This is a genomic window from Streptococcus sp. Marseille-Q0941, from assembly GCF_943736975.1.
In the GTDB taxonomy this organism is placed as follows: domain Bacteria; phylum Bacillota; class Bacilli; order Lactobacillales; family Streptococcaceae; genus Streptococcus.
The window spans coordinates 99,974-124,160 of the sequence record NZ_CALSFO010000008.1; the positions used below are offsets into that span (position 1 = coordinate 99,974).

A 24,187-nucleotide genomic window follows, 5' to 3' on the forward strand; every position below is an offset into this window, starting at 1 on the left:
TCTAAGGAGGAAATATCGTGGGAATTCGTGTTTATAAACCAACAACAAACGGTCGCCGTAATATGACTTCTTTGGATTTCGCTGAAATCACAACAAGCACACCAGAAAAAACTTTGCTTGTTGCTTTGAAGAACAAGGCTGGTCGTAACAACAACGGTCGTATCACTGTTCGTCACCAAGGTGGTGGACACAAACGTTTCTACCGTTTGGTTGACTTCAAACGTAACAAAGACAACGTTGAAGCAGTTGTTAAAACAATCGAGTACGATCCAAACCGTTCTGCAAACATCGCTCTTGTACACTACACTGACGGTGTGAAAGCATACATCATCGCTCCAAAAGGTCTTGAAGTTGGTCAACGTATCGTTTCAGGTCCAGAAGCAGATATCAAAGTCGGAAACGCACTTCCACTTGCTAACATCCCAGTTGGTACTTTGATCCACAACATCGAGTTGAAACCAGGTCGTGGTGGAGAATTGGTCCGTGCAGCTGGAGCTTCTGCTCAAGTATTGGGTCAAGAAGGTAAATATGTTCTTGTTCGTCTTCAATCTGGCGAAGTTCGTATGATTCTTGGAACTTGTCGTGCAACAGTTGGTGTTGTCGGAAACGAACAACATGGACTTGTAAACCTTGGTAAAGCAGGACGTAGCCGTTGGAAAGGTATCCGCCCAACAGTTCGTGGTTCTGTAATGAACCCTAACGATCACCCACACGGTGGTGGTGAAGGTAAAGCACCAGTTGGTCGTAAAGCGCCATCTACTCCATGGGGCAAACCTGCTCTTGGTCTTAAAACTCGTAACAAGAAAGCGAAATCTGACAAACTTATCGTTCGTCGTCGCAACGAGAAATAATTTAAAACTAGTTGCATAAGCGCTAGGTAATCCGCCAGCTCGGTAGCGCTCGTTGAGAGCGCAAGCCGCTGTGGTACTATATTTAAAGGAGAAAATATTAAAATGGGACGCAGTCTTAAAAAAGGACCTTTCGTCGATGAGCATTTGATGAAAAAAGTTGAAGCTCAAGCTAACGACGAAAAGAAAAAAGTTATCAAAACTTGGTCACGTCGTTCAACGATCTTCCCAAGTTTCATTGGTTACACAATTGCAGTATACGATGGACGTAAACACGTACCTGTTTACATCCAAGAAGACATGGTAGGTCACAAGCTTGGTGAATTTGCACCAACTCGTACTTACAAAGGTCACGCCGCAGACGACAAGAAAACACGTAGAAAATAAGGAGAACATAAATGGCAGAAATTACTTCAGCTAAAGCAATGGCTCGCACAGTACGTGTTTCACCTCGTAAATCACGTCTTGTTCTTGACAACATCCGTGGTAAAAGCGTAGCCGATGCAATCGCAATTTTGACATTCACTCCAAACAAAGCTGCTGAAATCATCTTGAAAGTTTTGAACTCAGCTGTAGCTAACGCTGAAAACAACTTTGGTTTGGATAAAGCTAACTTGGTAGTATCTGAAGCATTCGCAAATGAAGGACCAACTATGAAACGTTTCCGTCCACGTGCGAAGGGTTCAGCTTCACCAATCAACAAACGTACAGCTCACATCACTGTAGCTGTTGCAGAAAAATAAGGAGGTAAAATCGTGGGTCAAAAAGTACATCCAATTGGTATGCGTGTCGGCATCATCCGTGATTGGGATGCCAAATGGTATGCTGAAAAAGAATACGCGGATTACCTTCATGAAGATCTTGCAATCCGTAAATTCGTTCAAAAAGAACTTGCTGACGCAGCAGTTTCAACTATTGAAATTGAACGTGCAGTAAACAAAGTTAACGTTTCACTTCACACTGCTAAACCAGGTATGGTTATCGGTAAAGGTGGTGCTAACGTTGATGCACTACGTACTAAACTTAACAAATTGACTGGAAAACAAGTACACATCAACATCATCGAAATCAAACAACCTGATTTGGATGCTCACCTTGTTGGTGAAGGAATTGCTCGTCAATTGGAGCAACGTGTTGCTTTCCGTCGTGCACAAAAACAAGCAATCCAACGTGCAATGCGTGCGGGAGCTAAAGGAATCAAAACTCAAGTATCAGGTCGTTTGAACGGTGCAGATATCGCCCGTGCTGAAGGATACTCTGAAGGAACTGTTCCACTTCACACACTTCGTGCGGATATCGATTACGCTTGGGAAGAAGCAGATACTACATACGGTAAACTTGGTGTTAAAGTATGGATCTACCGTGGTGAAGTTCTTCCAGCTCGTAAAAACACTAAAGGAGGTAAATAACCAATGTTAGTACCTAAACGTGTTAAACACCGTCGTGAATTCCGTGGTAAAATGCGCGGTGAAGCTAAAGGTGGGAAAGAAGTAGCATTCGGTGAATACGGTCTTCAAGCTACAACTAGCCACTGGATCACTAACCGCCAAATCGAGGCTGCTCGTATCGCCATGACTCGTTACATGAAACGTGGTGGTAAAGTTTGGATTAAAATCTTCCCACACAAATCATACACAGCTAAAGCTATCGGGGTTCGTATGGGATCTGGTAAAGGGGCACCTGAAGGTTGGGTAGCACCAGTTAAACGTGGTAAAGTAATGTTTGAAGTTGCTGGTGTATCTGAAGAAGTCGCTCGTGAAGCGCTTCGTCTTGCAAGCCACAAATTGCCAGTTAAATGTAAATTCGTAAAACGTGAAGCAGAATAAGGAGAAGGCATGAAACTTAATGAAGTAAAAGAATTTGTTAAAGAACTTCGTGGTCTTTCTCAAGAAGAACTCGCGAAGAGCGAAAACGAATTGAAAAAAGAATTGTTTGAACTTCGTTTCCAAGCTGCTACTGGTCAATTAGAACAAACAGCTCGCTTGAAAGAAGTTAAAAAACAAATCGCTCGTATCAAAACAGTTCAATCTGAAGTGAAATAATAGACTAGGGAAGGAGAAATTTCAATGGAACGCAATAATCGTAAAGTTCTTGTTGGACGTGTTGTATCTGACAAAATGGACAAGACAATCACAGTTGTAGTTGAAACAAAACGTAACCACCCAGTCTATGGTAAACGTATTAACTACTCTAAAAAATACAAAGCACATGATGAAAACAATGTTGCCAAAGAAGGCGATATCGTACGTATCATGGAAACTCGCCCGCTTTCAGCTACAAAACGCTTCCGTCTTGTAGAAGTTGTTGAAGAAGCGGTCATCATCTAATCAAACCTGAAAGGAGAAAACTGAAATGATTCAAACAGAAACTCGTTTGAAAGTCGCAGACAACAGCGGTGCTCGCGAAATCTTGACTATCAAAGTTCTTGGTGGTTCAAAACGTAAATTTGCAAACATCGGTGATGTTATTGTGGCATCTGTAAAACAAGCTACTCCTGGTGGTGCGGTTAAAAAAGGTGACGTTGTTAAAGCAGTTATCGTTCGTACTAAATCAGGTGCTCGTCGTGCTGATGGTTCATACATCAAATTTGACGAAAACGCAGCAGTTATCATCCGTGACGACAAAACTCCTCGCGGAACACGTATCTTTGGCCCAGTTGCACGTGAATTGCGTGAAGGTGGCTTCATGAAGATCGTGTCACTTGCTCCAGAAGTACTTTAATCAATAAAAACAAACACAGTCCCCTGGCCTAGCCAGGGTGCCCATTGGGCGTAAGAATAAAAGGAGAAAAAAATGTTTGTAAAAAAAGGCGACAAAGTTCGCGTAATCGCTGGTAAAGATAAGGGAACAGAAGCTGTTGTCCTTACTGCCCTTCCAAAAGTAAACAAAGTTATCGTTGAAGGTGTTAACATCGTTAAGAAACACCAACGTCCAACTAACGATCTTCCTCAAGGTGGTATCATCGAGAAAGAAGCAGCTATCCACGTATCAAATGTTCAAGTTTTGGACAAAAATGGTGTAGCTGGTCGTGTTGGTTACAAATTTGTAGACGGTAAAAAAGTTCGCTACAACAAAAAATCAGGCGAAGTGCTTGATTAATCACGAAGGAAAGGAGAAGTATAATGGCAAATCGTTTAAAAGAAAAATATCTTAATGAAGTAGTTCCTGCTTTGACAGAACAATTTAACTACTCATCAGTGATGGCTGTTCCTAAAGTGGATAAGATCGTTTTGAACATGGGTGTTGGTGAAGCTGTATCAAACGCTAAAAGCCTTGAAAAAGCTGCTGAAGAATTGGCACTTATCTCAGGTCAAAAACCACTTATCACTAAAGCTAAAAAATCTATCGCCGGCTTCCGTCTTCGTGAAGGTGTTGCGATCGGTGCAAAAGTTACCCTTCGTGGTGAACGTATGTATGAATTCTTGGATAAATTGGTTTCAGTATCACTTCCACGTGTTCGTGACTTCCACGGTGTTCCAACAAAATCATTTGATGGACGCGGAAACTACACACTTGGTGTGAAAGAGCAATTGATCTTCCCAGAAATCAACTTTGATGACGTTGACAAAACTCGTGGTCTTGACATCGTTATCGTAACTACTGCTAACACTGACGAAGAGTCACGTGCATTGCTTACAGGCCTTGGAATGCCTTTTGCAAAATAATATAGGAGGTATAACTAATGGCTAAAAAATCTATGATTGCTAAGAACAAACGCCCAGCGAAGTTCTCTACTCAAGCATACACTCGCTGTGAACGTTGTGGACGTCCACACTCAGTTTACCGCAAGTTTAAACTTTGCCGTGTTTGCTTCCGTGAATTGGCATATAAAGGTCAAATTCCTGGTGTAACAAAAGCATCTTGGTAATTTAAGATATCAAGGGCGTCAAAACTCCAAGTGAAAATAGGAAACTTGACAAAGAAACTGAAGTTTCTAGGAAAGTTTATCTTTTTCACACGGAGTTTAGCCCGGGTTCAGTTGGGTTTGCCAATTTGAACACGAGCTACAGCGTTAGCAAAAAAGACCAATTTGCTTTGGAGCATCGCCCTGTATCAAATTGCCTATTTTTGCTCATTCTGTTACGCTCTTTGTATCACGTATTAACTAGCAAGTGCGACTTGCAAACTACTAGTAAGAGGAGAAAATAAAATGGTTATGACTGACCCAATCGCAGACTTCCTAACTCGTATTCGTAACGCTAACCAAGCAAAACACGAAGTACTTGAAGTACCTGCATCAAACATCAAAAAAGGGATTGCTGAAATCCTTAAACGCGAAGGTTTTGTTAAAAACGTAGAAATCATCGAAGATGACAAACAAGGCATCATCCGCGTATTCCTTAAATACGGAGCAAACGGTGAACGAGTTATCACTAACTTGAAACGCGTTTCTAAACCAGGACTTCGTGTCTACAAAAAACGTGAAGATCTTCCAAAAGTTCTTAACGGACTTGGAATTGCTATCCTTTCAACTTCTGAAGGTTTGCTTACTGATAAAGAAGCTCGCCAAAAGAATGTTGGTGGAGAAGTTATTGCTTACGTTTGGTAATTGATGATGTGAGAGCGTTAAAAGAATGCAGTGAAAATAGGAAGTTTGTAGCAGGAGCGATGCTCCAAGACAAACTTATCTTTTTCACCAAATTCTTAGCTCGAACTCAAATCAAGATACAAAGCTCGTAAAGAACAAAGCAAAATTAGGAAGTTGGAGCAGTTTGCTTACAAACAAGCCAACTTATCTATTTTGCACAGTTCTTAGAGCGTGTTCAGTTCAGCTCGTGAACTAAATAAGTATCTTAACCCCCGTGAAAACTGGCCTTCAAAGGCCTGACAATTTAACAGGAGAATAAAAATATGTCACGTATTGGTAATAAAGTTATCGTGTTGCCTGCTGGTGTTGAACTCACTAACAATGACAACGTTGTAACTGTAAAAGGACCTAAAGGAGAACTTACTCGTGAGTTCTCAAAAGATATTGAAATTCGTGTGGAAGGTACTGAAGTAACTCTTCACCGTCCAAACGATTCAAAAGAAATGAAAACAATCCACGGAACTACTCGTGCCCTTTTGAACAACATGGTTGTTGGCGTATCAGAAGGATTCAAGAAAGAGCTTGAAATGCGTGGGGTTGGTTACCGTGCACAACTTCAAGGAAACAAACTTGTCTTGGCTGTTGGTAAATCACATCCAGACGAAGTTGAAGCTCCAGAAGGAATTACTTTTGAACTTCCAAACCCAACAACAATCATTGTTAGCGGAATTTCAAAAGAAGTAGTTGGTCAAACAGCAGCTTACGTACGTAGCCTTCGTTCACCAGAACCATATAAAGGTAAAGGTATCCGTTACGTTGGCGAATATGTTCGTCTTAAAGAAGGTAAAACTGGTAAATAATGTTGAGTGGTTGAATGTCAACCACCAACTTCATTTCCAACTTTGTGCATAGCACACGATTTAAAATTAAAGAGGTGAAAACTGTGATTTCTAAACCAGATAAAAACAAACTCCGCCAAAAACGCCACCGTCGCGTCCGCGGAAAACTCTCTGGAACTGCTGATCGCCCACGTTTGAACGTATTCCGTTCTAATACAGGCATCTACGCTCAAGTGATTGATGACGTAGCGGGTGTAACGCTCGCAAGTGCTTCAACTCTTGACAAAGAAGTTTCAAAAGGAACTAAAACTGAACAAGCCGTTGCTGTCGGTAAACTCGTTGCAGAACGTGCAAGTGCTAAAGGTATTTCAGAAGTGGTGTTCGACCGCGGTGGATATCTATATCACGGACGTGTGAAAGCTTTGGCTGATGCAGCTCGTGAAAACGGATTGAAATTCTAATAGGAGGACACTAGAAAATGGCATTTAAAGACAATGCAGTAGAACTTGAAGAACGCGTAGTTGCTGTTAACCGTGTTACAAAAGTTGTTAAAGGTGGACGTCGTCTTCGTTTCGCAGCTCTTGTAGTTGTTGGTGACCGCAATGGTCGTGTAGGATTTGGTACTGGTAAAGCTCAAGAAGTTCCAGAAGCAATCCGCAAAGCAGTAGAAGATGCTAAGAAAAACTTGATCGAAGTTCCTATGGTAGGAACAACAATCCCACATGAAGTTCTTTCAGAATTCGGTGGAGCTAAAGTATTGTTGAAACCTGCTGTAGAAGGTTCTGGAGTTGCCGCTGGTGGTGCAGTTCGTGCCGTTGTGGAATTGGCAGGTGTGGCAGATATTACATCTAAATCACTTGGTTCTAACACTCCAATCAACATTGTTCGTGCAACTGTTGAAGGTTTGAAACAATTGAAACGCGCTGAAGAAGTTGCTGCCCTTCGTGGTATTTCAGTTTCTGATTTGGCATAAGAAAGGGGATAAAATGGCTCAAATTAAAATTACTTTGACTAAGTCTCCAATCGGACGCATTCCATCACAACGTAAAACTGTTGTAGCACTTGGACTTGGCAAATTGAACAGCTCTGTTATTAAAGAAGATAACGCTGCTATCCGTGGTATGATCACTGCAGTATCTCACTTGGTAACAGTTGAAGAAGTAAACTAATAAAATTTTAGGGGATGTGCAGTAGACCATCCCCTAAAACTAGATATAGTCATCTAAGATGACTCAGTATAGGCGAGTTGATAGGGGAGACAACCTTTTCTCTCTTATCGGCGCTAGCATTTTACAAAAGAGGAGAAAATATATAATGAAACTTCATGAATTGAAACCTGCAGAAGGTTCTCGTAAAACTCGCAACCGTGTTGGTCGTGGTACTTCATCAGGTAACGGTAAAACATCTGGTCGCGGTCAAAAAGGTCAAAAAGCTCGTAGCGGTGGCGGAGTACGCCTTGGTTTTGAAGGTGGACAAACTCCATTGTTCCGTCGTCTTCCAAAACGTGGATTTACTAACATCAACGCTAAAGAATATGCAATTGTTAATCTTGACCAATTGAACATCTTTGAAGACGGTGCAGAAGTAACTCCAGTTGTTCTTATCGAAGCAGGAATTGTTAAAGCTGAAAAATCAGGTATCAAGATTCTTGGTAACGGAGAGTTGACTAAGAAGTTGACTGTTAAAGCTGCTAAATTCTCTAAATCAGCTGAAGAAGCTATCACTGCTAAAGGTGGTTCAGTTGAAGTCATCTAAGTGAGGTGACCTATGTTTTTTAAATTATTGAGAGAAGCACTCAAAGTTAAGCAGGTTAGATCAAAAATCTTATTTACAATTTTTATCGTGTTTGTATTTCGTATTGGTACTAGTATTACTGTACCGTGGGTAAATGCAAACAGCTTGAACGCTTTGAGTGGTCTATCCTTCTTGAATATGTTGAGCTTGGTGTCAGGGAATGCTATGAAAAACTTTTCAGTTTTTGCTCTTGGAGTCAGTCCTTACATTACAGCCTCAATCGTCGTCCAACTCTTGCAAATGGATTTATTACCGAAGTTTGTTGAATGGGGTAAACAAGGGGAAGTTGGTCGTAGAAAGTTAAACCAAGCGACTCGATACATTGCACTAGTGCTTGCATTTGTGCAATCAGTTGGAATTACTGCTGGTTTTAATGCTCTGTCTGGAGCTAAACTTTTGACTGTTCCGCTCACACCACAGGTCTTTCTTGTGATTGGGGCAATCCTGACAGCAGGTAGTATGATTGTAACCTGGTTAGGAGAGCAAATTACAGATAAAGGTTATGGGAATGGTGTTTCAATGATTATCTTTGCAGGGATTGTTGCTTCAATTCCTGATATGGTTAAGGGCATCTATGTGGACTACTTTGTCAATGTACCAAGTAGTCGATTGACATCGTCTCTCATCTTTGTCGCTATCTTAGTAATCGCTGTTTTGTTGATTGTTTACTTTACAACTTACGTTGAACAAGCTAAATATAAGATTCCAATTCAGTATACAAAGGTAGCTCAAGGTGCACCATCAAGTTCCTATCTTCCTTTGAAAATTAACCCTGCTGGGGTTATTCCTGTTATCTTTGCTAGCTCCATCACAGCAGCACCAGCTGCAATCTTACAATTTGTAAGTGCGTCTGGTCTTAATTGGGAGTGGGTTAAAACAGCTCAAGAGTTGGTGTCTACTTCAACTCCGACAGGTGTTGCTTTGTATGCTCTGTTGATTATTCTCTTTACATTCTTCTATACATTTGTACAGATCAATCCAGAGAAAGCAGCAGAAAATTTACAAAAGAGTGGAGCTTACATCCATGGAGTCCGTCCTGGTAAAGGGACAGAGGAATACATGTCAAAACTTCTTCGTCGTCTCGCAACAGTCGGGTCTCTCTTCCTAGGTGTCATTTCTATTTTACCTATTGTAGCTAAAGATTTATTTGGTCTTTCAGAAGTTGTTGCTTTTGGGGGAACAAGTTTGCTAATCATTATCTCGACAGGTATTGAAGGAATTAAACAATTGGAAGGATATCTATTGAAACGTAAGTATGTTGGTTTCTTAGATATAACAGAATAATTGTAATAGAAAATAAAATTCACTATTGCTCAGAGAGTGGAGTGTAAAAATCAAAGACATTGTCAGATTTTTATCTCCTCTCTTCTATTTTGTTTTTAAATAGGAGTTGAATTGAATTTTTGCTTCTATTTAAATACAAAAAAGGAGTTTGAATCATGAATCTTTTGATTATGGGTTTACCTGGTGCAGGTAAGGGAACACAAGCAGCGAAAATTGTTGAACAATTTCATGTTGCACATATCTCAACAGGTGACATGTTCCGTGCAGCAATGGCTAACCAAACTGAAATGGGTGTGTTGGCTAAGTCTTATATCGACAAAGGCGAATTGGTTCCAGATGAAGTTACAAATGGAATTGTTAAAGAGCGTCTTTCACAAGATGATATTAAGGAAACTGGCTTCTTGTTGGATGGTTACCCACGTACGATTGAACAAGCTCATGCCTTGGATAAAACATTGGCTGAACTTGGAATTGAACTTGAAGGTGTTATTAACATCGAAGTAGATCCATCTTGCCTACTTGAACGTTTGAGTGGTCGTATCATTCACCGTGAAACTGGTGAAACTTTCCATAAAGTTTTCAACCCACCAGTTGACTACAAAGAAGAAGACTACTATCAACGTGAAGATGACAAACCTGAAACAGTAAAACGTCGTTTGGATGTTAATATTGCCCAAGGTGAACCGATCATTGCCCACTATCGTGCTAAAGGTCTAGTACATGATATCGAAGGTAACCAAGATATCAATGATGTCTTTAAAGATATCGAAAAGGTATTGACAAATTTGAAATAAAAGCGTTTTTCAGACTTGCAAAATGTCTTGACAAATGTTATACTGAGTTAGTCTGACTTATAATTGTTGCCTCTGTGTCTAGAGGCATCAAATCGAAATTTAGGGAGGTACTTTTGCGTGGCAAAAGACGATGTGATTGAAGTTGAAGGCAAAGTAGTCGATACGATGCCGAATGCAATGTTTACGGTTGAACTTGAAAATGGACATCAGATTTTAGCAACAGTTTCTGGTAAAATTCGTAAAAACTATATTCGTATTTTAGCGGGAGATCGTGTTACTGTTGAAATGAGTCCATATGACTTGACACGTGGACGTATCACTTACCGCTTTAAATAATCGAAAAACTTGGAGGGATAAGAAATGAAAGTAAGACCATCGGTCAAACCAATTTGCGAATACTGTAAAGTAATTCGTCGTAATGGTCGTGTTATGGTAATTTGCCCAGCAAATCCAAAACACAAACAACGTCAAGGATAAGATAGAAAGGAGAAAACATGGCTCGTATTGCTGGAGTTGATATTCCAAATGACAAACGCGTAGTTATCTCATTGACTTATGTCTATGGTATCGGACTTGCAACATCTCAAAAGATTTTGGCAGCTGCTGGAGTTTCAGAAGATATTCGTGTTCGTGACCTTACATCAGATCAAGAAGATGCTATCCGTCGTGAAGTGGATGCAATTAAAGTTGAAGGTGACCTTCGTCGTGAAGTGAACTTGAACATTAAACGTTTGATGGAAATCGGTTCATACCGTGGTATCCGTCACCGTCGTGGACTTCCTGTCCGTGGACAAAACACTAAAAACAACGCTCGCACTCGTAAAGGTAAAGCTGTTGCGATTGCTGGTAAGAAAAAATAATATAGGAGGTAAAAGTCTTGGCTAAACCAACACGTAAACGTCGTGTGAAAAAGAATATCGAATCTGGTATTGCTCATATTCACGCTACATTTAATAACACTATTGTTATGATTACTGATGTGCATGGTAATGCAATCGCTTGGTCATCAGCTGGTGCTCTTGGTTTCAAAGGTTCTCGTAAATCTACACCATTTGCTGCTCAAATGGCTTCAGAAGCTGCTGCTAAATCTGCACAAGAACACGGTCTTAAATCAGTTGAAGTTACTGTAAAAGGTCCAGGTTCTGGTCGTGAGTCAGCTATTCGTGCTCTTGCTGCCGCTGGTCTTGAAGTAACAGCAATTCGTGATGTGACTCCAGTGCCACACAATGGTGCTCGTCCTCCAAAACGTCGCCGTGTATAATCATTACCTTTACACTGCTTTTCGTTTAAGAGGGAGTAACTAAATGATCGAGTTTGAAAAACCAAATATAACAAAAATTGATGAAAATAAAGATTATGGCAAGTTTGTCATCGAACCACTAGAACGTGGATACGGTACAACACTTGGTAACTCTCTTCGTCGTGTACTTCTTGCTTCTCTTCCAGGAGCAGCTGTTACATCTATCGATATCGATGGTGTATTACATGAGTTTGATACAATCCCTGGTGTCCGTGAAGATGTGATGCAAATCATTCTAAACATTAAAGGTATTGCAGTTAAATCTTATGTAAAAGACGAAAAGACTATTGAACTTGATGTTGAAGGTCCTGCTGAAGTTACAGCTGGAGACATTTTGACTGACAGTGATATCGAAATCGTAAATCCAGATCATTATCTTTTCACAATCGGAGAAGGTGCTTCATTCAAAGCAACAATGACTGTAAACAGTGGTCGTGGATATGTACCTGCTGATGAAAATAAGAAAGATAATGCTCCAGTTGGAACACTTGCTGTAGATTCTATTTATACACCAGTCACAAAAGTTAACTATCAAGTTGAACCTGCTCGTGTAGGAAGCAATGATGGTTTCGACAAATTAACCCTTGAAATCTTGACAAATGGAACTATTATTCCGGAAGATGCTTTAGGGCTTTCAGCACGCATTTTGACAGAACATCTTGATTTGTTTACAAATCTTACAGAGATTGCTAAAACTGCAGAAGTGATGAAAGAAGCTGATACTGAATCGGACGACCGTATTTTGGAACGTACGATTGAGGAACTTGACTTGTCTGTACGCTCATATAACTGTTTGAAACGCGCTGGTATCAATACTGTGCATGACTTGACAGAAAAATCTGAAGCTGAGATGATGAAAGTAAGAAATCTTGGACGCAAGAGTTTGGAAGAAGTGAAACTCAAACTCATTGATTTGGGTCTTGGATTAAAAGATAAATAAAGGAGGAATACATGGCTTACCGTAAACTAGGACGCACTAGCTCACAACGTAAAGCAATGCTTCGCGATTTGACAACTGACCTTTTGATCAACGAATCAATCGTGACAACTGAAGCTCGTGCTAAAGAAATCCGTAAAACTGTTGAAAAAATGATTACTCTAGGTAAACGTGGTGATTTGCATGCACGTCGTCAAGCTGCTGCTTTCGTACGTAATGAAATCGCATCTGAAAACTATGATGAAGCAACTGATAAGTATACTTCTACTACAGCACTTCAAAAATTGTTCTCAGAAATCGCACCTCGTTACGCAGACCGTAACGGTGGATACACTCGTATCCTTAAAACTGAACCACGTCGTGGTGATGCAGCGCCAATGGCTATCATCGAATTAGTATAAAATCATCAATTTTGTTGAGTGTTATGATGATGGAGCCTTGTGCTCTTAGTCTAGCTCTGGTCTACCGCTAGGACTTTTGTCCTAGCGGGAACACTCATCATAATGTGATCGGGTAGACGCTTGTTTACGAAATTGTTTTTCTTTTAAGAACAATTTCGTAAGCAGGCGTTTTTTAGTTTTTTTAGTGTAAATATGCTATACTGAGAAAAAAGAAAAATGAAGCTAGACTGTTTTTCTATGAATTCAAATATGGAGGGCTGATATGAAAGCTATTATAACTGTTGTTGGTAAAGATAAGGCTGGTATTGTTGCTGGTGTTGCGACTAAGATTGCTGAATTAGGACTAAATATTGATGATATCTCACAGACTGTTTTAGACGAGTTTTTTACGATGATGGCTGTAGTATCCAGTGATGAGAAACAAGATTTTACCTATTTAAGAAAAGAATTTGAATCCTTTGGTCAGACCTTGAATGTTAAAATTAATATTCAGAGTGCTGCAATTTTTGATGCTATGTATAATATCTAGGAGGTATTTATGGATATTAGACAAGTTACCGAAACAATCGCAATGATTGAGGAGCAGAATTTTGATATCAGAACAATTACCATGGGAATCTCTCTACTTGACTGTATTGATTCAGATATTGATAAGGCTGCAGATAAAATATATGAAAAGATCACGACTAAGGCGGCAAATTTAGTTGCTATCGGTGATGAAATTGCCGCTGAGTTAGGTATTCCTATTGTTAATAAACGTGTATCGGTAACGCCAATTTCCTTAATTGGCGCTGCAACAGATGCAACGGACTATGTACCATTAGCTAAAGCTCTAGATAGAGCTGCTAAAAAAATTGGTGTTGACTTTATCGGTGGTTTTTCTGCTTTGGTACAGAAAGGCTATCAAAAAGGTGATGAAATCCTCATCAACTCGATTCCTCGTGCTTTAGCTGAGACAGACAAAGTGTGCTCGTCTGTCAATATCGGTTCAACCAAGTCAGGAATCAATATGACCGCAGTTGCCGATATGGGACGAATCATTAAGGAAACTGCTAGTCTTTCGGATATGGGTGCTGCTAAATTAGTCGTTTTTGCCAATGCGGTTGAAGACAATCCCTTTATGGCGGGAGCCTTTCATGGTGTTGGCGAAGCTGATGTTATTATTAATGTTGGTGTGTCAGGCCCTGGTGTAGTCAAACGTGCTTTAGAAAAAGTTCGTGGCCAAAGCTTTGATGTAGTAGCTGAGACTGTTAAGAAGACAGCTTTCAAGATTACTCGGATTGGTCAATTAGTTGGACAGATGGCAAGTGAAAGACTAGGTGTTGATTTTGGTATTGTTGATTTAAGTTTAGCGCCGACTCCAGCAGTTGGTGACTCAGTGGCTCGTGTCCTCGAGGAAATGGGATTGGAAACAGTTGGAACACATGGAACAACTGCTGCTCTAGCTCTTTTAAATGATCAGGTGAAAAAAGGTGGAGTGATGGCCTGCAATCAAGTTGGAGGACTATCAGGTGCTTTCATCCCAGTTTCTGAGGATGAGGGGATGATTGCTGCTGTGCAAAATGGTTCGCTCAATCTTGAAAAGCTAGAAGCCATGACGGCTATCTGTTCAGTTGGTTTGGATATGATTGCCATTCCTGAAGGTACACCAGCCGAAACCATTGCGGCTATGATCGCGGATGAGGCAGCAATTGGTGTCATTAACATGAAAACAACAGCTGTCCGTATCATCCCTAAAGGGAAGGAAGGCGATATGATTGAATTTGGTGGCCTGCTGGGAACAGCCCCAGTTATGAAAGTCAATGAGGCTTCATCTGTCGACTTCATTGCTCGTGGAGGTCAAATTCCAGCTCCCATTCATAGTTTTAAAAATTAATAAAAAAGTGAAATGGTTTAAGGTCAATTTAAGGATAAGTGTGTATACTCTAATCATTAAATAAAGACCTCCTAACTTTATTTAATAGAAATCCTAAACTTTTTCATAATAATCTCCTACAAAAGCCACTCGTAAGAGTGGCTTTTGTTTTGTATGTTCAAAAAAATAGGAAAATAGCTTTGATTCTGGTCAGTTATTTTTTAATTGACTACTTTTTCGGAGTCGAAACAGCCTAAAACCTTGCCATGATTGGCTTTTTGAAAAATTATGGTATAATAGTAGTAGTTTTATTAGATGGAGTATGATTTTTGAGAAAAAGCTTTCGTGTAAAAAAAGAGAAAGATTTTGACGCCATATTTAAAAAAGGAGCAAGTGTAGCTAATCGAAAATTTGTTATTTATCGATTAGAAAACAATGAGAAACATTTTCGAGTCGGTTTGTCAGTCAGCAAGAAGTTAGGAAATGCTGTGACAAGAAACCAGATTAAGAGAAGAATTCGACATGTTCTTATTCAAAATAGTCATCAAATTGTTGAGAATGTCGATTTTGTTGTCATTGCTCGAAAAGGCGTTGAAGTACTAGAATATGCAGAAATTGAAAAAAATTTACTTCATGTTTTGAAATTAGCAAAGATTTACCAGGAAGGAAATAAGAGTGAAGAAGAAATTACAATTGACTAGTTTATTAGGTTTGTCCTTGTTGGTAATGACTGCTTGTGCAACTAGTGAAGTGTCTGCGGATTCGGCAGACTTTTGGAGTAGACTTGTTTATTTTTTTGCTGAAACCATTCGTTTTTTGTCATTTGATGTCAGTATTGGTTTAGGGATTATTCTTTTCACAGTTTTGATTCGAACAATCCTGCTACCAGTCTTTCAAACACAAATGGTAGCATCTAGAAAAATGCAAGAAGCGCAACCTCGCATAAAGGAACTGCGCGAACGTTATCCAGGTCGCGATATGGAAAGTCGTACTAAGCTAGATCAGGAAACGCGTAAACTATTTAAAGAATTAGGTATTAAACAATCTGCATCATTCTGGCCATTATTGATTCAGATGCCGATTCTTTTAGCTCTGTTCCAAGCTTTATCAAACGTAGATTTTTTGAAGACGGGCCATTTCTTGTGGTTCAATCTAGGTGGAGCTGATACAACTTTTGTATTACCTATTCTAGCTGCCCTATTCACCTTCCTCAGTAGTTGGCTTTCTAACAAATCCTTGCCTGAGAAAAACGGTGCCATGACAGGTATGATGTATGGGATGCCTGTTATCATCTTCTTGTTTGCAATATCTGCTCCAAGTGGTGTCGCTCTTTACTGGGCGGTTTCAAATGCTTATCAAGTATTGCAAACCTACCTTTTGAACAATCCCTTCAAAATCATTGCAGAGCGTGAAGCGGATGTACAAGCTAAGAAGGATTTAGAAGTTAAGAAAAGAAAAGCTCTAAAGAAAGCACAGAAAAAGAAAAAATAAGGAGAAATCTGATAATGGTATTATTTACAGGTTCAACAGTTGAAGAAGCAATCCAAAATGGATTGAATGAATTAAATATTCCTAGAATGAAGGCTCATATCAAAGTTGTTTCGAGAGAGAAAAAAGGATTTTTTGGACTTTTTGGTAAAAAACTAGCTCAAGTTGATATCGAAGCAATCAGTGAGACAACCGTTGTAAAAGCAAATCAGCAGGCAATCAAAGGTGTTCCTAAAGAAATTAATGATCAAAACGATCCAGTTAAAACCGTTAGCGAAGCGACAGTTGATTTGGGACATGTAGTTGCAGCTATCAAGAAAATTGAAGAAGAAGGCCAAGAAATTTCTGAAGAAGTCAAGGCTGAAATTCTTAAGAATGATAAAGAAGCTAGCACGATTTTAGAAGAAACAGGTCATATTGAAGTTTTAAAGGAATTGCAACCTGAAGAAGCTCAAGATGAAGTTGATGCTGAAAAGGACAGTGATTTAGAAAATCTTGGTTTAAAAGTCGAGCCAACTTACGATACCGAAAAGGTTGTTGAAGAAGTCACTAACTACGTCCAGGCGATTATTGATGATATGGATGTTGAGGGAACTATTTCTAGCACCTCTAACCGTCGTTCGATCAATATGCAAATTGATACCAATGAACCGGGTCGTATTATCGGTTACCACGGTAAGGTCTTGAAATCTCTCCAACTTCTAGCACAAAATTATCTTTATAATCGTTATTCAAGAACCTTCTATATTACCATCAACGTTAATGACTATGTAGAGCATCGTGCAGAAGTTTTGCAGAGCTATGCCCAAAAATTAGCGACACGTGTCTTGGAAGAAGGGCGTAGTCAAATGACGGATCCGATGTCAAGTAGCGAACGTAAAATTATCCACCGTATTATCTCACGAATGGAAGGTGTGACGAGCTACTCTGAAGGTGACGAGCCAAATCGTTACGTTGTAGTTGATACAGAATAAAAAATGAAAAATCAGGCTTTTCCTGATTTTTTTCTAACTATAGCAGGTGTCAAATGAAAGAAATAAAGGATTATCTCACTTATCAAGGGGTGCAGTATCGAAATCCCGACAAAGTTGGAGATGAAAAGGATAAAATGATTGCCTTGCGTAAAAAAGGGCAGGAAGCACGAAAAAGATTTACTCAAATAGCCAAATGTTTTCAAGAGAGGCATTCTGATTGGGATTTACATCCAACCAGTCAATGGATGAATCAAGCGCAAAGATTACGACCACATTTTTGGGCTTATCTACAGCGAGAAGGTCAAGTATCAGAGCCAATGATGGCGCTCCGTATATTTGGAAATCCGAATGATTTTGGTATTTCCCTAGAAGTCAGCTTTATAGAGAGAAAGAAAGATGAAGGAACCTTATCAAAACAGGCTAAAGTCTTGGATGTGCCGGTGGTTGAGGGGATTTATTATTGGGTTCAAAAAAACGATGAGAGTTACCGAGTGCAAGCTACCGAGGGACATAGACAACTTTTGAGGCAACAATTATCCAGCCGGGAGATTCGTAAGGTTCTAGTAAAAGCTGATGTTTCAGTAACCAATGAAGAATCTCTGGCTAAGATTTTACATGAACTTGATAGAAGTTTTGAAACATTATTACCTTACTATCAAGCGACTCGAAATTAACCTAATCGGGTGAGTCATTTTATAGTAAATTGTTTTATTGCTATTCTAGGTATTTTTTCATATAATAGTAAAATAGGATACGTGGTATACTTATCACCTCAAAGAGAAAGGAAATTCTATGTCAAATTTATCTGTTAATGCGATTCGTTTTCTAGGTATTGATGCTATCAACAAAGCAAACTCAGGACACCCAGGGGTGGTCATGGGTGCTGCTCCGATGGCATACAGCCTATTCACTAAAGAACTTCGTATCAATCCAGCTCAACCAAACTGGATCAACCGCGACCGTTTTATTCTTTCAGCAGGTCATGGTTCAATGCTCCTTTATGCCCTTCTTCATCTTTCTGGTTTTGAAGATGTGAGTATGAATGAGGTAAAGAACTTCCGTCAATGGGGCTCTAAAACACCAGGTCACCCAGAATTTGGGCATACTGCAGGGGTTGATGCAACAACAGGACCTCTAGGACAAGGGATTGCAACTGCGACAGGTTTTGCACAAGCAGAACGTTTCCTTGCAGCTAAGTATAACCGTGAAGGATATAATATCTTTGATCACTACACATATGTTATCTGTGGAGACGGTGATTTGATGGAAGGTGTTTCAAGCGAGGCAGCTTCATATGCAGGCTTGCAAAAACTTGACAAGTTGGTTGTTCTTTATGATTCAAATGATATCAACCTGGATGGTGAGACAAAAGATTCATTCACAGAAAGTGTTCGTGATCGTTACAAGGCTTATGGTTGGCATACAGCCTTGGTTGAAGATGGAACCGATCTTGAAGCTATTCATGCTGCTATTGAAGAAGCTAAGGCTTCAGGAAAGCCATCTTTGATTGAAGTCAAAACAGTTATTGGTTATGGTTCTCCAAACAAACAAGGAACGAATGCTGTACACGGTGCCCCTCTTGGAGCTGATGAAACTGCTGCAACTCGCCAAGCACTTGGTTGGGACTACGAACCGTTTGAAATTCCAGCAGAAGTATACGCAGACTTTAAAGAGAATGTTGCAGACCGTGGTGCTTCAGCTTATGATGCGTGGACAAAACTAGTTGCAGATTACAAAGAAGCTCACCCAGAACTTGCTGCAGAAGTGGAAGCAATCATCGAAGGGCACGATCCAGTTGAATTGACTCCAGAAGACTTCCCAGCCTTAGAAAATGGTTTCTCTCAAGCAACTCGTAACTCAAGTCAAGATGCTTTGAATGTTGTGGCTGCTAAATTGCCAACCTTCTTGGGTGGGTCAGCTGACCTTGCTCATTCAAATATGACTTACATCAAAACTGATGGACTTCAAGATGATGCAAATCGCTTGAATCGTAACATTCAATTTGGTGTTCGTGAATTTGCAATGGGTACTGTCTTGAACGGAATGGCTCTTCACGGTGGTCTTCGTGTTTACGGAGGAACTTTCTTCGTCTTCTCAGACTATCTTAAAGCAGCAGTTCGTTTGTCAGCCTTACAAGGTCTTCCTGTAACCTATGTCTTCACACACGATTCAATCGCGGTTGGTGAAGATGGACCAACTCACGAACCAATAGAGCACTTAGCAGGACTTCGTGCGATTCCAAACCTTAATGTTTTCCGTCCAGCAGATGCGCGTGAAACTCAAGCAGCTTGGTACCTTGCGGTGAAAAGCGAAAAGACACCAACTGCCCTTGTCTTGACACGCCAAAACTTGACTGTTGAGGAAGGAACAGACTTTGATAAAGTTGCAAAAGGTGCATATGTTGTCTACGAAAATGCGGCAGACTTTGACACGATTTTGATTGCAACAGGTTCAGAAGTGAATCTTGCTGTTGCGGCTGCTAAGGAATTAGCAAGTCAAGGTGGAAAAGTTCGTGTAGTCAGCATGCCATCTACAGATGTTTTTGATGCACAAGATGCAGCATACAAAGAAGAAATCCTACCAAATGCAGTTCGACGCCGTGTGGCAGTCGAAATGGGAGCAACTCAAAACTGGTACAAATACGTTGGTCTTGATGGAGCAGTTCTCGGTATTGATACCTTTGGAGCATCTGCACCAGCTCCAAAAGTTTTGGCAGAATATGGATTTACAGTTGAAAACTTAGTGAAAATTGTAAACAACTTGAAATAATAAAAATCAGAGCAAAGCTCTGATTTTTTATTAACCTAAAACCAAGGTGTAATCTTGTAAAAATAGTTTAAATTTGATATAGTAGTTTTATCTGAATTACAAAGGAGAAAATACTATGAATCCAAATTTAACATTTGTGATTATGCTTGTAGTCATGTTTGGATTGATGTTCTTTATGCAACGTTCTCAAAAGAAACAAGCTGAAAAACGCATGGAGAGTCTCAACAAACTTCAAAAAGGCTACGAAGTTATTACTATCGGTGGTTTATACGGTACAGTTGATGAAGTTGATACCGAAAACAAAACGATTGTACTTGATGTAGACGGAGTTTACTTGACTTTCGAATTAGGAGCAATTAGAACAGTTTTGCCAGTTAAAGAAGCTGTCACACCTGAAGGTACAGTTGTTGATGGTGAAAGCGCAATTGAAGAATAAAACGGGGTGGATCTCATACCCCTTTTTCTATGAAGATGGGGAATAATAATGAAGAAAGTTGTTTTTGTATGTCTTGGTAATATTTGCCGTAGTCCTATGGCAGAATTTGTTATGAAATCTTTAACCGATGATTATGAGATTGAAAGTAGAGCAACTTCTTCTTGGGAACACGGGAATCCAATTCACGAAGGGACTCAAGAAATCTTTAAATCTCACGAGATTCCTTATGATTCATTAAAAACATCGCAACAAATCTCTAAAGATGATTTTGAATATTTTGATTATATCATTGGAATGGATGAGTCTAATCTTCTCGATCTGACTCGCATGTGTCCTCAAAGCCAGAAGCACAAGATAGAGACATTCGCTTCTGAAGGTGTTCCGGATCCTTGGTATACAGGGGATTTTGATGAAACTTATGATCGGGTTTTAACAGGTTGTAAAGCTTGGCTAGCACGTTTAGAAAATGAGGCAAAAAATGGATAATTTAAAGAAATTCTATGATAGATACAGTGTCTATATAACACGTCCTCGTTTAGAAATTGCGACAGTAGTGGTCATAGCTCTTTGCGCGATATTCGTATTTGTAGGGAACATGCCTAAGCAAGGAGTATTAAAATTGGATGGCGATTCCTTAGTATATGACGGAAGTATCGTTCGTGGAAAGATGAATGGCAAAGGAACCATGACTTTCTCAAATGGTGATACCTACACTGGGGAATTCAAAAATGGCGCATTTAACGGCAAAGGAACCTACCAAGCTAAGGAAGGCTGGGTTTATGAAGGTGACTTTGTTAATGGCCAGGCTGAAGGTAAAGGAAAACTGACTACCGAGCAAGAAGTAGTCTATGAAGGTGATTTTAAACAAGGTCTCTTTCAACAAGCGCAATAACCTCCTCTTAGAGGGGGTATTATACTGCGCGCTAGGAAAGCGCTTACATGGAAATTGGGTTGCTTTCCAATACCTTTTTACAATGAAGTTTGTGAAAAATAAAAATTTTATTGAATTATTCACAAAGTGTATGCGCAAAAGTGTATTTGTAGGTGTGTTCAAAACTGTTTTCACAAGCAAACAAAAAAAGTTTGTGAAATTTCTATGAAACTGTTTACAAATCTTGAAAAAAGAGTTATAATAAGATTGTGAAAAAATTAACAAAGGATTTACAATCCTTGAAAGCTATGGAGGAAAATATGGCTGATAAAAAAACTGTAACACCAGAGGAAAAGAAACTTGCTGCTGAAAAGCATGTCGATGGTTTGGTGCAAAAAGCTTTGGTTGCCCTTGAAGAAATGCGTAAACTCGACCAAGATCAAGTCGATTATATCGTAGCAAAAGCTTCAGTTGCAGCACTTGATGCTCACGGAGAATTAGCTCTACATGCCTTTGAAGAAACAGGACGTGGAGTATTTGAAGACAAAGCAACTAAGAACTTATTTGCTTGTGAGCACGTAGTAAACAACATGCGCCATACTAAAACAGTTGGTGTTATCGAAGAAGATGATGTAACAGGATTGACTCTTATCGCAGAACCAGTTGGTGTTGTTTGTGGGATCACTCCGACAACTAACCCAACTTCGACAGCAATCTTTAAAGCTTTGATTTCTTTGAAGACTCGTAATCCTATTGTCTTTGCATTCCACCCATCGGCTCAAGAATCATCAGCTCACGCCGCTCAAATCGTTCGTGATGCAGCGATTAAAGCAGGAGCTCCTGAGAACTGTGTACAGTGGATTACTGAACCATCTATGGAAGCAACTAGTGCACTTATGAACCACGAAGGTGTTGCGACAATCCTTGCGACAGGTGGTAATGCCATGGTTAAAGCGGCATACTCATGTGGTAAACCAGCTCTTGGGGTAGGTGCGGGTAACGTTCCAGCTTATGTTGAAAAATCAGCTAACATCCGCCAAGCTGCTCACGATATCGTAATGTCTAAATCATTTGACAACGGAATGGTCTGTGCATCTGAACAAGCGGTTATCATCGATAAAGAGATTTACGATGAATTCGTAGCAGAGTTCAAATCATATCACACTTACTTTGTAAACAAAAAAGAAAAAGCCCTTCTTGAAGAATTCTGCTTCGGTGTGAAAGCAAATAGCAAAAACTGTGCTGGTGCAAAATTGAACGCTGACATCGTTGGTAAACCAGCAACTTGGATTGCAGAGCAAGCAGGATTTACGGTTCCAGAAGGAACAAACATTCTTGCTGCAGAATGTAAAGAAGTTGGTGAAAACGAGCCACTGACTCGTGAAAAATTGTCACCAGTTATCGCAGTTTTGAAATCTGAAAGTCGTGAAGATGGTATTGCCAAAGCTCGTCAAATGGTTGAATTTAACGGTCTTGGACACTCAGCAGCTATCCATACAGCTGATGAAGAATTGACTAAAGAATTTGGTAAAGCTGTTAAAGCTATTCGTGTTATCTGTAACTCACCTTCTACTTTCGGTGGTATCGGGGACGTTTATAATGCCTTCTTGCCATCATTGACACTCGGATGTGGTTCATACGGACGCAACTCAGTTGGTGATAACGTGAGCGCTATTAACCTCTTGAATATCAAAAAAGTCGGAAGACGGAGAAATAACATGCAATGGATGAAACTTCCTTCAAAAACATACTTTGAACGTGATTCAATTCAATACCTTCAAAAATGTCGTGACGTTGAGCGTGTCATGATCGTTACTGACCACGCTATGGTAGAGCTTGGCTTCCTTGATCGTATCATCGAACAACTTGACCTTCGTCGCAATAAGGTTGTTTACCAAATCTTTGCAGATGTAGAACCAGATCCAGACATCACAACAGTTGAACGTGGTACTGAGATTATGCGTTCCTTCAAACCAGATACAATCATCGCTCTCGGTGGTGGATCTCCAATGGATGCTGCTAAAGTAATGTGGCTTTTCTACGAGCAACCAGAAGTGGACTTCCGTGACCTTGTACAAAAATTCATGGATATCCGTAAACGTGCCTTCAAATTCCCATTGCTTGGTAAGAAGACTAAATTCATCGCTATCCCAACTACATCTGGTACAGGATCTGAAGTAACTCCATTTGCCGTTATCTCTGATAAAGCAAACAACCGTAAATACCCAATCGCTGACTACTCATTGACACCAACTGTGGCAATCGTAGACCCTGCTTTGGTATTGACAGTTCCTGGATTTGTAGCTGCTGATACTGGTATGGACGTATTGACTCACGCGACTGAAGCATACGTATCACAAATGGCTAGCGACTACACTGACGGTCTTGCTCTTCAAGCGATCAAACTTGTATTCGAAAACCTTGAAAGCTCAGTTAAGAATGCAGACTTCCACTCACGTGAGAAAATGCATAACGCTTCAACAATCGCTGGTATGGCCTTTGCTAATGCCTTCCTAGGGATTTCTCACTCAATGGCTCACAAGATTGGTGCGCAATTCCACACAGTTCACGGACGTACAAATGCAATCTTGCTTCCATACGTTATCCGTTACAATGGTACACGCCCGGCTAAGACAGCTACATGGCCTAAGTACAACTACTACCGTGCAGACGAGAAATATCAAGATATCGCTCGTATGCTTGGGCTTCCAGCTTCTACGCCAGAAGAAGGGGTTGAATCTTACGCAAAAGCTGTTTACGAACTCGGTGAGCGTGTAGGTATCGAAATGAACTTCAAAGCACAAGGAATTGACGAAAAAGAATGGAAAGAACATTCACGTGAATTGGCCTTCCTTGCTTATGAAGACCAATGTTCACCTGCAAACCCACGTCTTCCTATGGTTGACCATATGCAAGAAATCATCGAAGATGCTTACTATGGTTACAAAGAAAGACCAGGACGTCGTAAATAATTGATTATCAGCCAGAGACAGGAATTTCCTGTCTCTTTTTTGTAATTCTTTTTTGGAAATGGTATAATAAGCGTATATGTTTGTTTGACTATCAAAG

At 40.0% G+C, this 24,187-nt stretch carries 36 protein-coding genes; all 36 read left to right on the forward strand.

Annotated features, from left to right (window positions below):
• The first annotated feature begins 17 nt into the window (after window positions 1-17).
• The 36 genes from rplB (at window position 18) to adhE (ending at window position 24,090) form a co-directional block, all read left to right on the forward strand.
• Entirely contained in the window at window positions 18-851 is an 834-nt protein-coding gene (gene rplB, locus NGI26_RS08655; protein ID WP_006144707.1) for a 50S ribosomal protein L2, read from the forward strand.
• Window positions 852-953: 102 nt separating this feature from the next.
• Window positions 954-1,235, forward strand: a complete 282-nt coding sequence (gene rpsS, locus NGI26_RS08660; protein WP_000533766.1) for a 30S ribosomal protein S19 — start codon at window positions 954-956, stop codon at window positions 1,233-1,235.
• Between the two features lie 11 nt (window positions 1,236-1,246).
• Window positions 1,247-1,591: a 50S ribosomal protein L22 gene (gene rplV, locus NGI26_RS08665; RefSeq protein WP_000818137.1), complete on the forward strand. Its 345-nt coding sequence runs from the start codon at window positions 1,247-1,249 to the stop codon at window positions 1,589-1,591.
• A gap of 12 nt (window positions 1,592-1,603) precedes the next feature.
• Window positions 1,604-2,257, forward strand: a complete 654-nt coding sequence (rpsC, locus tag NGI26_RS08670; protein ID WP_007518997.1) for a 30S ribosomal protein S3 — start codon at window positions 1,604-1,606, stop codon at window positions 2,255-2,257.
• Window positions 2,258-2,260: 3 nt separating this feature from the next.
• A complete protein-coding gene (gene rplP, locus NGI26_RS08675; RefSeq protein WP_002928793.1) occupies window positions 2,261-2,674 on the forward strand; it encodes a 50S ribosomal protein L16 in 414 nt (137 codons plus the stop codon).
• A 9-nt stretch (window positions 2,675-2,683) separates the two neighbouring features.
• Window positions 2,684-2,890, forward strand: coding sequence for a 50S ribosomal protein L29 (gene rpmC / locus NGI26_RS08680; protein ID WP_251938780.1), 207 nt, complete (start codon window positions 2,684-2,686; stop codon window positions 2,888-2,890).
• A 24-nt stretch (window positions 2,891-2,914) separates the two neighbouring features.
• The gene (gene rpsQ, locus NGI26_RS08685; protein WP_000440801.1) at window positions 2,915-3,175 is read left to right on the forward strand and encodes a 30S ribosomal protein S17; all 261 of its coding nucleotides are present in this window, start codon (window positions 2,915-2,917) and stop codon (window positions 3,173-3,175) included.
• A gap of 25 nt (window positions 3,176-3,200) precedes the next feature.
• A complete protein-coding gene (rplN, locus tag NGI26_RS08690) occupies window positions 3,201-3,569 on the forward strand; it encodes a 50S ribosomal protein L14 (protein ID WP_000616547.1) in 369 nt (122 codons plus the stop codon).
• A gap of 72 nt (window positions 3,570-3,641) precedes the next feature.
• Window positions 3,642-3,947: a 50S ribosomal protein L24 gene (gene rplX, locus NGI26_RS08695; protein WP_000497690.1), complete on the forward strand. Its 306-nt coding sequence runs from the start codon at window positions 3,642-3,644 to the stop codon at window positions 3,945-3,947.
• A gap of 23 nt (window positions 3,948-3,970) precedes the next feature.
• On the forward strand, window positions 3,971-4,513 hold the full coding sequence (rplE, locus tag NGI26_RS08700) for a 50S ribosomal protein L5 (protein ID WP_000013542.1): 543 nt from the start codon (window positions 3,971-3,973) through the stop codon (window positions 4,511-4,513).
• Between the two features lie 17 nt (window positions 4,514-4,530).
• Entirely contained in the window at window positions 4,531-4,716 is a 186-nt protein-coding gene (locus NGI26_RS08705) for a type Z 30S ribosomal protein S14 (RefSeq protein WP_001085699.1), read from the forward strand.
• 282 nt (window positions 4,717-4,998) lie between these two features.
• Window positions 4,999-5,397 (forward strand): 30S ribosomal protein S8, encoded by a 399-nt coding sequence (rpsH, locus tag NGI26_RS08710; protein WP_004251095.1) that lies wholly within the window; start codon window positions 4,999-5,001, stop codon window positions 5,395-5,397.
• A gap of 302 nt (window positions 5,398-5,699) precedes the next feature.
• Window positions 5,700-6,236, forward strand: coding sequence for a 50S ribosomal protein L6 (rplF, locus tag NGI26_RS08715; RefSeq protein ID WP_251938782.1), 537 nt, complete (start codon window positions 5,700-5,702; stop codon window positions 6,234-6,236).
• 83 nt (window positions 6,237-6,319) lie between these two features.
• Window positions 6,320-6,676 carry a 50S ribosomal protein L18 gene (gene rplR / locus NGI26_RS08720; RefSeq protein WP_004251098.1) on the forward strand — a complete coding sequence of 119 codons (357 nt, stop codon included), beginning with the start codon at window positions 6,320-6,322 and terminating at the stop codon, window positions 6,674-6,676.
• A 17-nt stretch (window positions 6,677-6,693) separates the two neighbouring features.
• Window positions 6,694-7,188 carry a 30S ribosomal protein S5 gene (rpsE, locus tag NGI26_RS08725; protein WP_004251100.1) on the forward strand — a complete coding sequence of 165 codons (495 nt, stop codon included), beginning with the start codon at window positions 6,694-6,696 and terminating at the stop codon, window positions 7,186-7,188.
• Window positions 7,189-7,201: 13 nt separating this feature from the next.
• Window positions 7,202-7,384 (forward strand): 50S ribosomal protein L30, encoded by a 183-nt coding sequence (rpmD, locus tag NGI26_RS08730; protein WP_000057241.1) that lies wholly within the window; start codon window positions 7,202-7,204, stop codon window positions 7,382-7,384.
• Between the two features lie 145 nt (window positions 7,385-7,529).
• Window positions 7,530-7,970: a 50S ribosomal protein L15 gene (rplO, locus tag NGI26_RS08735; protein ID WP_195183501.1), complete on the forward strand. Its 441-nt coding sequence runs from the start codon at window positions 7,530-7,532 to the stop codon at window positions 7,968-7,970.
• A gap of 12 nt (window positions 7,971-7,982) precedes the next feature.
• The gene (secY, locus tag NGI26_RS08740; RefSeq protein WP_251938784.1) at window positions 7,983-9,293 is read left to right on the forward strand and encodes a preprotein translocase subunit SecY; all 1,311 of its coding nucleotides are present in this window, start codon (window positions 7,983-7,985) and stop codon (window positions 9,291-9,293) included.
• A gap of 155 nt (window positions 9,294-9,448) precedes the next feature.
• On the forward strand, window positions 9,449-10,087 hold the full coding sequence (locus NGI26_RS08745; protein ID WP_178895570.1) for an adenylate kinase: 639 nt from the start codon (window positions 9,449-9,451) through the stop codon (window positions 10,085-10,087).
• Between the two features lie 117 nt (window positions 10,088-10,204).
• On the forward strand, window positions 10,205-10,423 hold the full coding sequence (gene infA, locus NGI26_RS08750) for a translation initiation factor IF-1 (protein WP_001029883.1): 219 nt from the start codon (window positions 10,205-10,207) through the stop codon (window positions 10,421-10,423).
• 24 nt (window positions 10,424-10,447) lie between these two features.
• Window positions 10,448-10,564: a 50S ribosomal protein L36 gene (rpmJ, locus tag NGI26_RS08755; RefSeq protein ID WP_001808836.1), complete on the forward strand. Its 117-nt coding sequence runs from the start codon at window positions 10,448-10,450 to the stop codon at window positions 10,562-10,564.
• Between the two features lie 17 nt (window positions 10,565-10,581).
• The gene (rpsM, locus tag NGI26_RS08760) at window positions 10,582-10,947 is read left to right on the forward strand and encodes a 30S ribosomal protein S13 (RefSeq protein WP_004251117.1); all 366 of its coding nucleotides are present in this window, start codon (window positions 10,582-10,584) and stop codon (window positions 10,945-10,947) included.
• 17 nt (window positions 10,948-10,964) lie between these two features.
• On the forward strand, window positions 10,965-11,348 hold the full coding sequence (gene rpsK, locus NGI26_RS08765; RefSeq protein ID WP_001118385.1) for a 30S ribosomal protein S11: 384 nt from the start codon (window positions 10,965-10,967) through the stop codon (window positions 11,346-11,348).
• 43 nt (window positions 11,349-11,391) lie between these two features.
• On the forward strand, window positions 11,392-12,327 hold the full coding sequence (locus NGI26_RS08770) for a DNA-directed RNA polymerase subunit alpha (protein WP_006153389.1): 936 nt from the start codon (window positions 11,392-11,394) through the stop codon (window positions 12,325-12,327).
• Between the two features lie 11 nt (window positions 12,328-12,338).
• Window positions 12,339-12,725, forward strand: a complete 387-nt coding sequence (gene rplQ, locus NGI26_RS08775; protein WP_004251124.1) for a 50S ribosomal protein L17 — start codon at window positions 12,339-12,341, stop codon at window positions 12,723-12,725.
• A 262-nt stretch (window positions 12,726-12,987) separates the two neighbouring features.
• Window positions 12,988-13,254, forward strand: coding sequence for an ACT domain-containing protein (locus NGI26_RS08780; RefSeq protein ID WP_251938786.1), 267 nt, complete (start codon window positions 12,988-12,990; stop codon window positions 13,252-13,254).
• 9 nt (window positions 13,255-13,263) lie between these two features.
• The gene (locus NGI26_RS08785; protein ID WP_251938788.1) at window positions 13,264-14,601 is read left to right on the forward strand and encodes a PFL family protein; all 1,338 of its coding nucleotides are present in this window, start codon (window positions 13,264-13,266) and stop codon (window positions 14,599-14,601) included.
• A 308-nt stretch (window positions 14,602-14,909) separates the two neighbouring features.
• A complete protein-coding gene (gene rnpA / locus NGI26_RS08790) occupies window positions 14,910-15,281 on the forward strand; it encodes a ribonuclease P protein component (RefSeq protein WP_251938790.1) in 372 nt (123 codons plus the stop codon).
• Window positions 15,256-16,071 (forward strand): YidC/Oxa1 family membrane protein insertase, encoded by an 816-nt coding sequence (locus tag NGI26_RS08795; RefSeq protein ID WP_251938792.1) that lies wholly within the window; start codon window positions 15,256-15,258, stop codon window positions 16,069-16,071. The genes rnpA and NGI26_RS08795 overlap by 26 nt, the downstream gene beginning before the upstream one ends.
• 14 nt (window positions 16,072-16,085) lie before the next feature.
• On the forward strand, window positions 16,086-17,042 hold the full coding sequence (gene jag / locus NGI26_RS08800; protein ID WP_251938794.1) for an RNA-binding cell elongation regulator Jag/EloR: 957 nt from the start codon (window positions 16,086-16,088) through the stop codon (window positions 17,040-17,042).
• 53 nt (window positions 17,043-17,095) lie between these two features.
• A complete protein-coding gene (locus NGI26_RS08805) occupies window positions 17,096-17,716 on the forward strand; it encodes a ribonuclease P (protein WP_251938796.1) in 621 nt (206 codons plus the stop codon).
• A gap of 118 nt (window positions 17,717-17,834) precedes the next feature.
• Window positions 17,835-19,811 (forward strand): transketolase, encoded by a 1,977-nt coding sequence (gene tkt, locus NGI26_RS08810; RefSeq protein ID WP_251938798.1) that lies wholly within the window; start codon window positions 17,835-17,837, stop codon window positions 19,809-19,811.
• A gap of 115 nt (window positions 19,812-19,926) precedes the next feature.
• Window positions 19,927-20,247: a preprotein translocase subunit YajC gene (gene yajC, locus NGI26_RS08815; RefSeq protein WP_251938800.1), complete on the forward strand. Its 321-nt coding sequence runs from the start codon at window positions 19,927-19,929 to the stop codon at window positions 20,245-20,247.
• 48 nt (window positions 20,248-20,295) lie between these two features.
• A complete protein-coding gene (locus tag NGI26_RS08820; RefSeq protein WP_251938802.1) occupies window positions 20,296-20,733 on the forward strand; it encodes a low molecular weight protein-tyrosine-phosphatase in 438 nt (145 codons plus the stop codon).
• Complete coding sequence (locus NGI26_RS08825; protein ID WP_251938804.1) at window positions 20,726-21,139, forward strand: MORN repeat-containing protein; 414 nt, start codon at window positions 20,726-20,728, stop codon at window positions 21,137-21,139. The genes NGI26_RS08820 and NGI26_RS08825 overlap by 8 nt, the downstream gene beginning before the upstream one ends.
• A gap of 299 nt (window positions 21,140-21,438) precedes the next feature.
• Entirely contained in the window at window positions 21,439-24,090 is a 2,652-nt protein-coding gene (adhE, locus tag NGI26_RS08830; RefSeq protein ID WP_153224701.1) for a bifunctional acetaldehyde-CoA/alcohol dehydrogenase, read from the forward strand.
• Window positions 24,091-24,187: the final 97 nt, after the last annotated feature.

Bases quoted from the DNA above. Each gene is read 5' to 3' on its own strand.
- rplV (WP_000818137.1), top strand. From the start codon at position 1,247: ATGGCAGAAATTACTTCAGCTAAAGCAATGGCTCGCACAGTACGTGTT.
- NGI26_RS08780 (WP_251938786.1), top strand. From the start codon at position 12,988: ATGAAAGCTATTATAACTGTTGTTGGTAAAGATAAGGCTGGTATTGTT.
- yajC (WP_251938800.1), top strand. From the start codon at position 19,927: ATGAATCCAAATTTAACATTTGTGATTATGCTTGTAGTCATGTTTGGA.
- NGI26_RS08785 (WP_251938788.1), top strand. From the start codon at position 13,264: ATGGATATTAGACAAGTTACCGAAACAATCGCAATGATTGAGGAGCAG.
- rpmJ (WP_001808836.1), top strand. From the start codon at position 10,448: ATGAAAGTAAGACCATCGGTCAAACCAATTTGCGAATACTGTAAAGTA.
- jag (WP_251938794.1), top strand. From the start codon at position 16,086: ATGGTATTATTTACAGGTTCAACAGTTGAAGAAGCAATCCAAAATGGA.
- rpsS (WP_000533766.1), top strand. From the start codon at position 954: ATGGGACGCAGTCTTAAAAAAGGACCTTTCGTCGATGAGCATTTGATG.
- adhE (WP_153224701.1), top strand. From the start codon at position 21,439: ATGGCTGATAAAAAAACTGTAACACCAGAGGAAAAGAAACTTGCTGCT.
- NGI26_RS08805 (WP_251938796.1), top strand. From the start codon at position 17,096: ATGAAAGAAATAAAGGATTATCTCACTTATCAAGGGGTGCAGTATCGA.
- NGI26_RS08770 (WP_006153389.1), top strand. From the start codon at position 11,392: ATGATCGAGTTTGAAAAACCAAATATAACAAAAATTGATGAAAATAAA.
- rpsM (WP_004251117.1), top strand. From the start codon at position 10,582: ATGGCTCGTATTGCTGGAGTTGATATTCCAAATGACAAACGCGTAGTT.
- rplQ (WP_004251124.1), top strand. From the start codon at position 12,339: ATGGCTTACCGTAAACTAGGACGCACTAGCTCACAACGTAAAGCAATG.
- rplP (WP_002928793.1), top strand. From the start codon at position 2,261: ATGTTAGTACCTAAACGTGTTAAACACCGTCGTGAATTCCGTGGTAAA.
- secY (WP_251938784.1), top strand. From the start codon at position 7,983: ATGTTTTTTAAATTATTGAGAGAAGCACTCAAAGTTAAGCAGGTTAGA.
- rplO (WP_195183501.1), top strand. From the start codon at position 7,530: ATGAAACTTCATGAATTGAAACCTGCAGAAGGTTCTCGTAAAACTCGC.
- rpmC (WP_251938780.1), top strand. From the start codon at position 2,684: ATGAAACTTAATGAAGTAAAAGAATTTGTTAAAGAACTTCGTGGTCTT.
- NGI26_RS08705 (WP_001085699.1), top strand. From the start codon at position 4,531: ATGGCTAAAAAATCTATGATTGCTAAGAACAAACGCCCAGCGAAGTTC.
- tkt (WP_251938798.1), top strand. From the start codon at position 17,835: ATGTCAAATTTATCTGTTAATGCGATTCGTTTTCTAGGTATTGATGCT.
- rpsH (WP_004251095.1), top strand. From the start codon at position 4,999: ATGGTTATGACTGACCCAATCGCAGACTTCCTAACTCGTATTCGTAAC.
- rplN (WP_000616547.1), top strand. From the start codon at position 3,201: ATGATTCAAACAGAAACTCGTTTGAAAGTCGCAGACAACAGCGGTGCT.
- rpmD (WP_000057241.1), top strand. From the start codon at position 7,202: ATGGCTCAAATTAAAATTACTTTGACTAAGTCTCCAATCGGACGCATT.
- NGI26_RS08825 (WP_251938804.1), top strand. From the start codon at position 20,726: ATGGATAATTTAAAGAAATTCTATGATAGATACAGTGTCTATATAACA.
- rplF (WP_251938782.1), top strand. From the start codon at position 5,700: ATGTCACGTATTGGTAATAAAGTTATCGTGTTGCCTGCTGGTGTTGAA.
- rplX (WP_000497690.1), top strand. From the start codon at position 3,642: ATGTTTGTAAAAAAAGGCGACAAAGTTCGCGTAATCGCTGGTAAAGAT.
- rpsE (WP_004251100.1), top strand. From the start codon at position 6,694: ATGGCATTTAAAGACAATGCAGTAGAACTTGAAGAACGCGTAGTTGCT.
- NGI26_RS08745 (WP_178895570.1), top strand. From the start codon at position 9,449: ATGAATCTTTTGATTATGGGTTTACCTGGTGCAGGTAAGGGAACACAA.
- rplE (WP_000013542.1), top strand. From the start codon at position 3,971: ATGGCAAATCGTTTAAAAGAAAAATATCTTAATGAAGTAGTTCCTGCT.
- rpsQ (WP_000440801.1), top strand. From the start codon at position 2,915: ATGGAACGCAATAATCGTAAAGTTCTTGTTGGACGTGTTGTATCTGAC.
- NGI26_RS08820 (WP_251938802.1), top strand. From the start codon at position 20,296: ATGAAGAAAGTTGTTTTTGTATGTCTTGGTAATATTTGCCGTAGTCCT.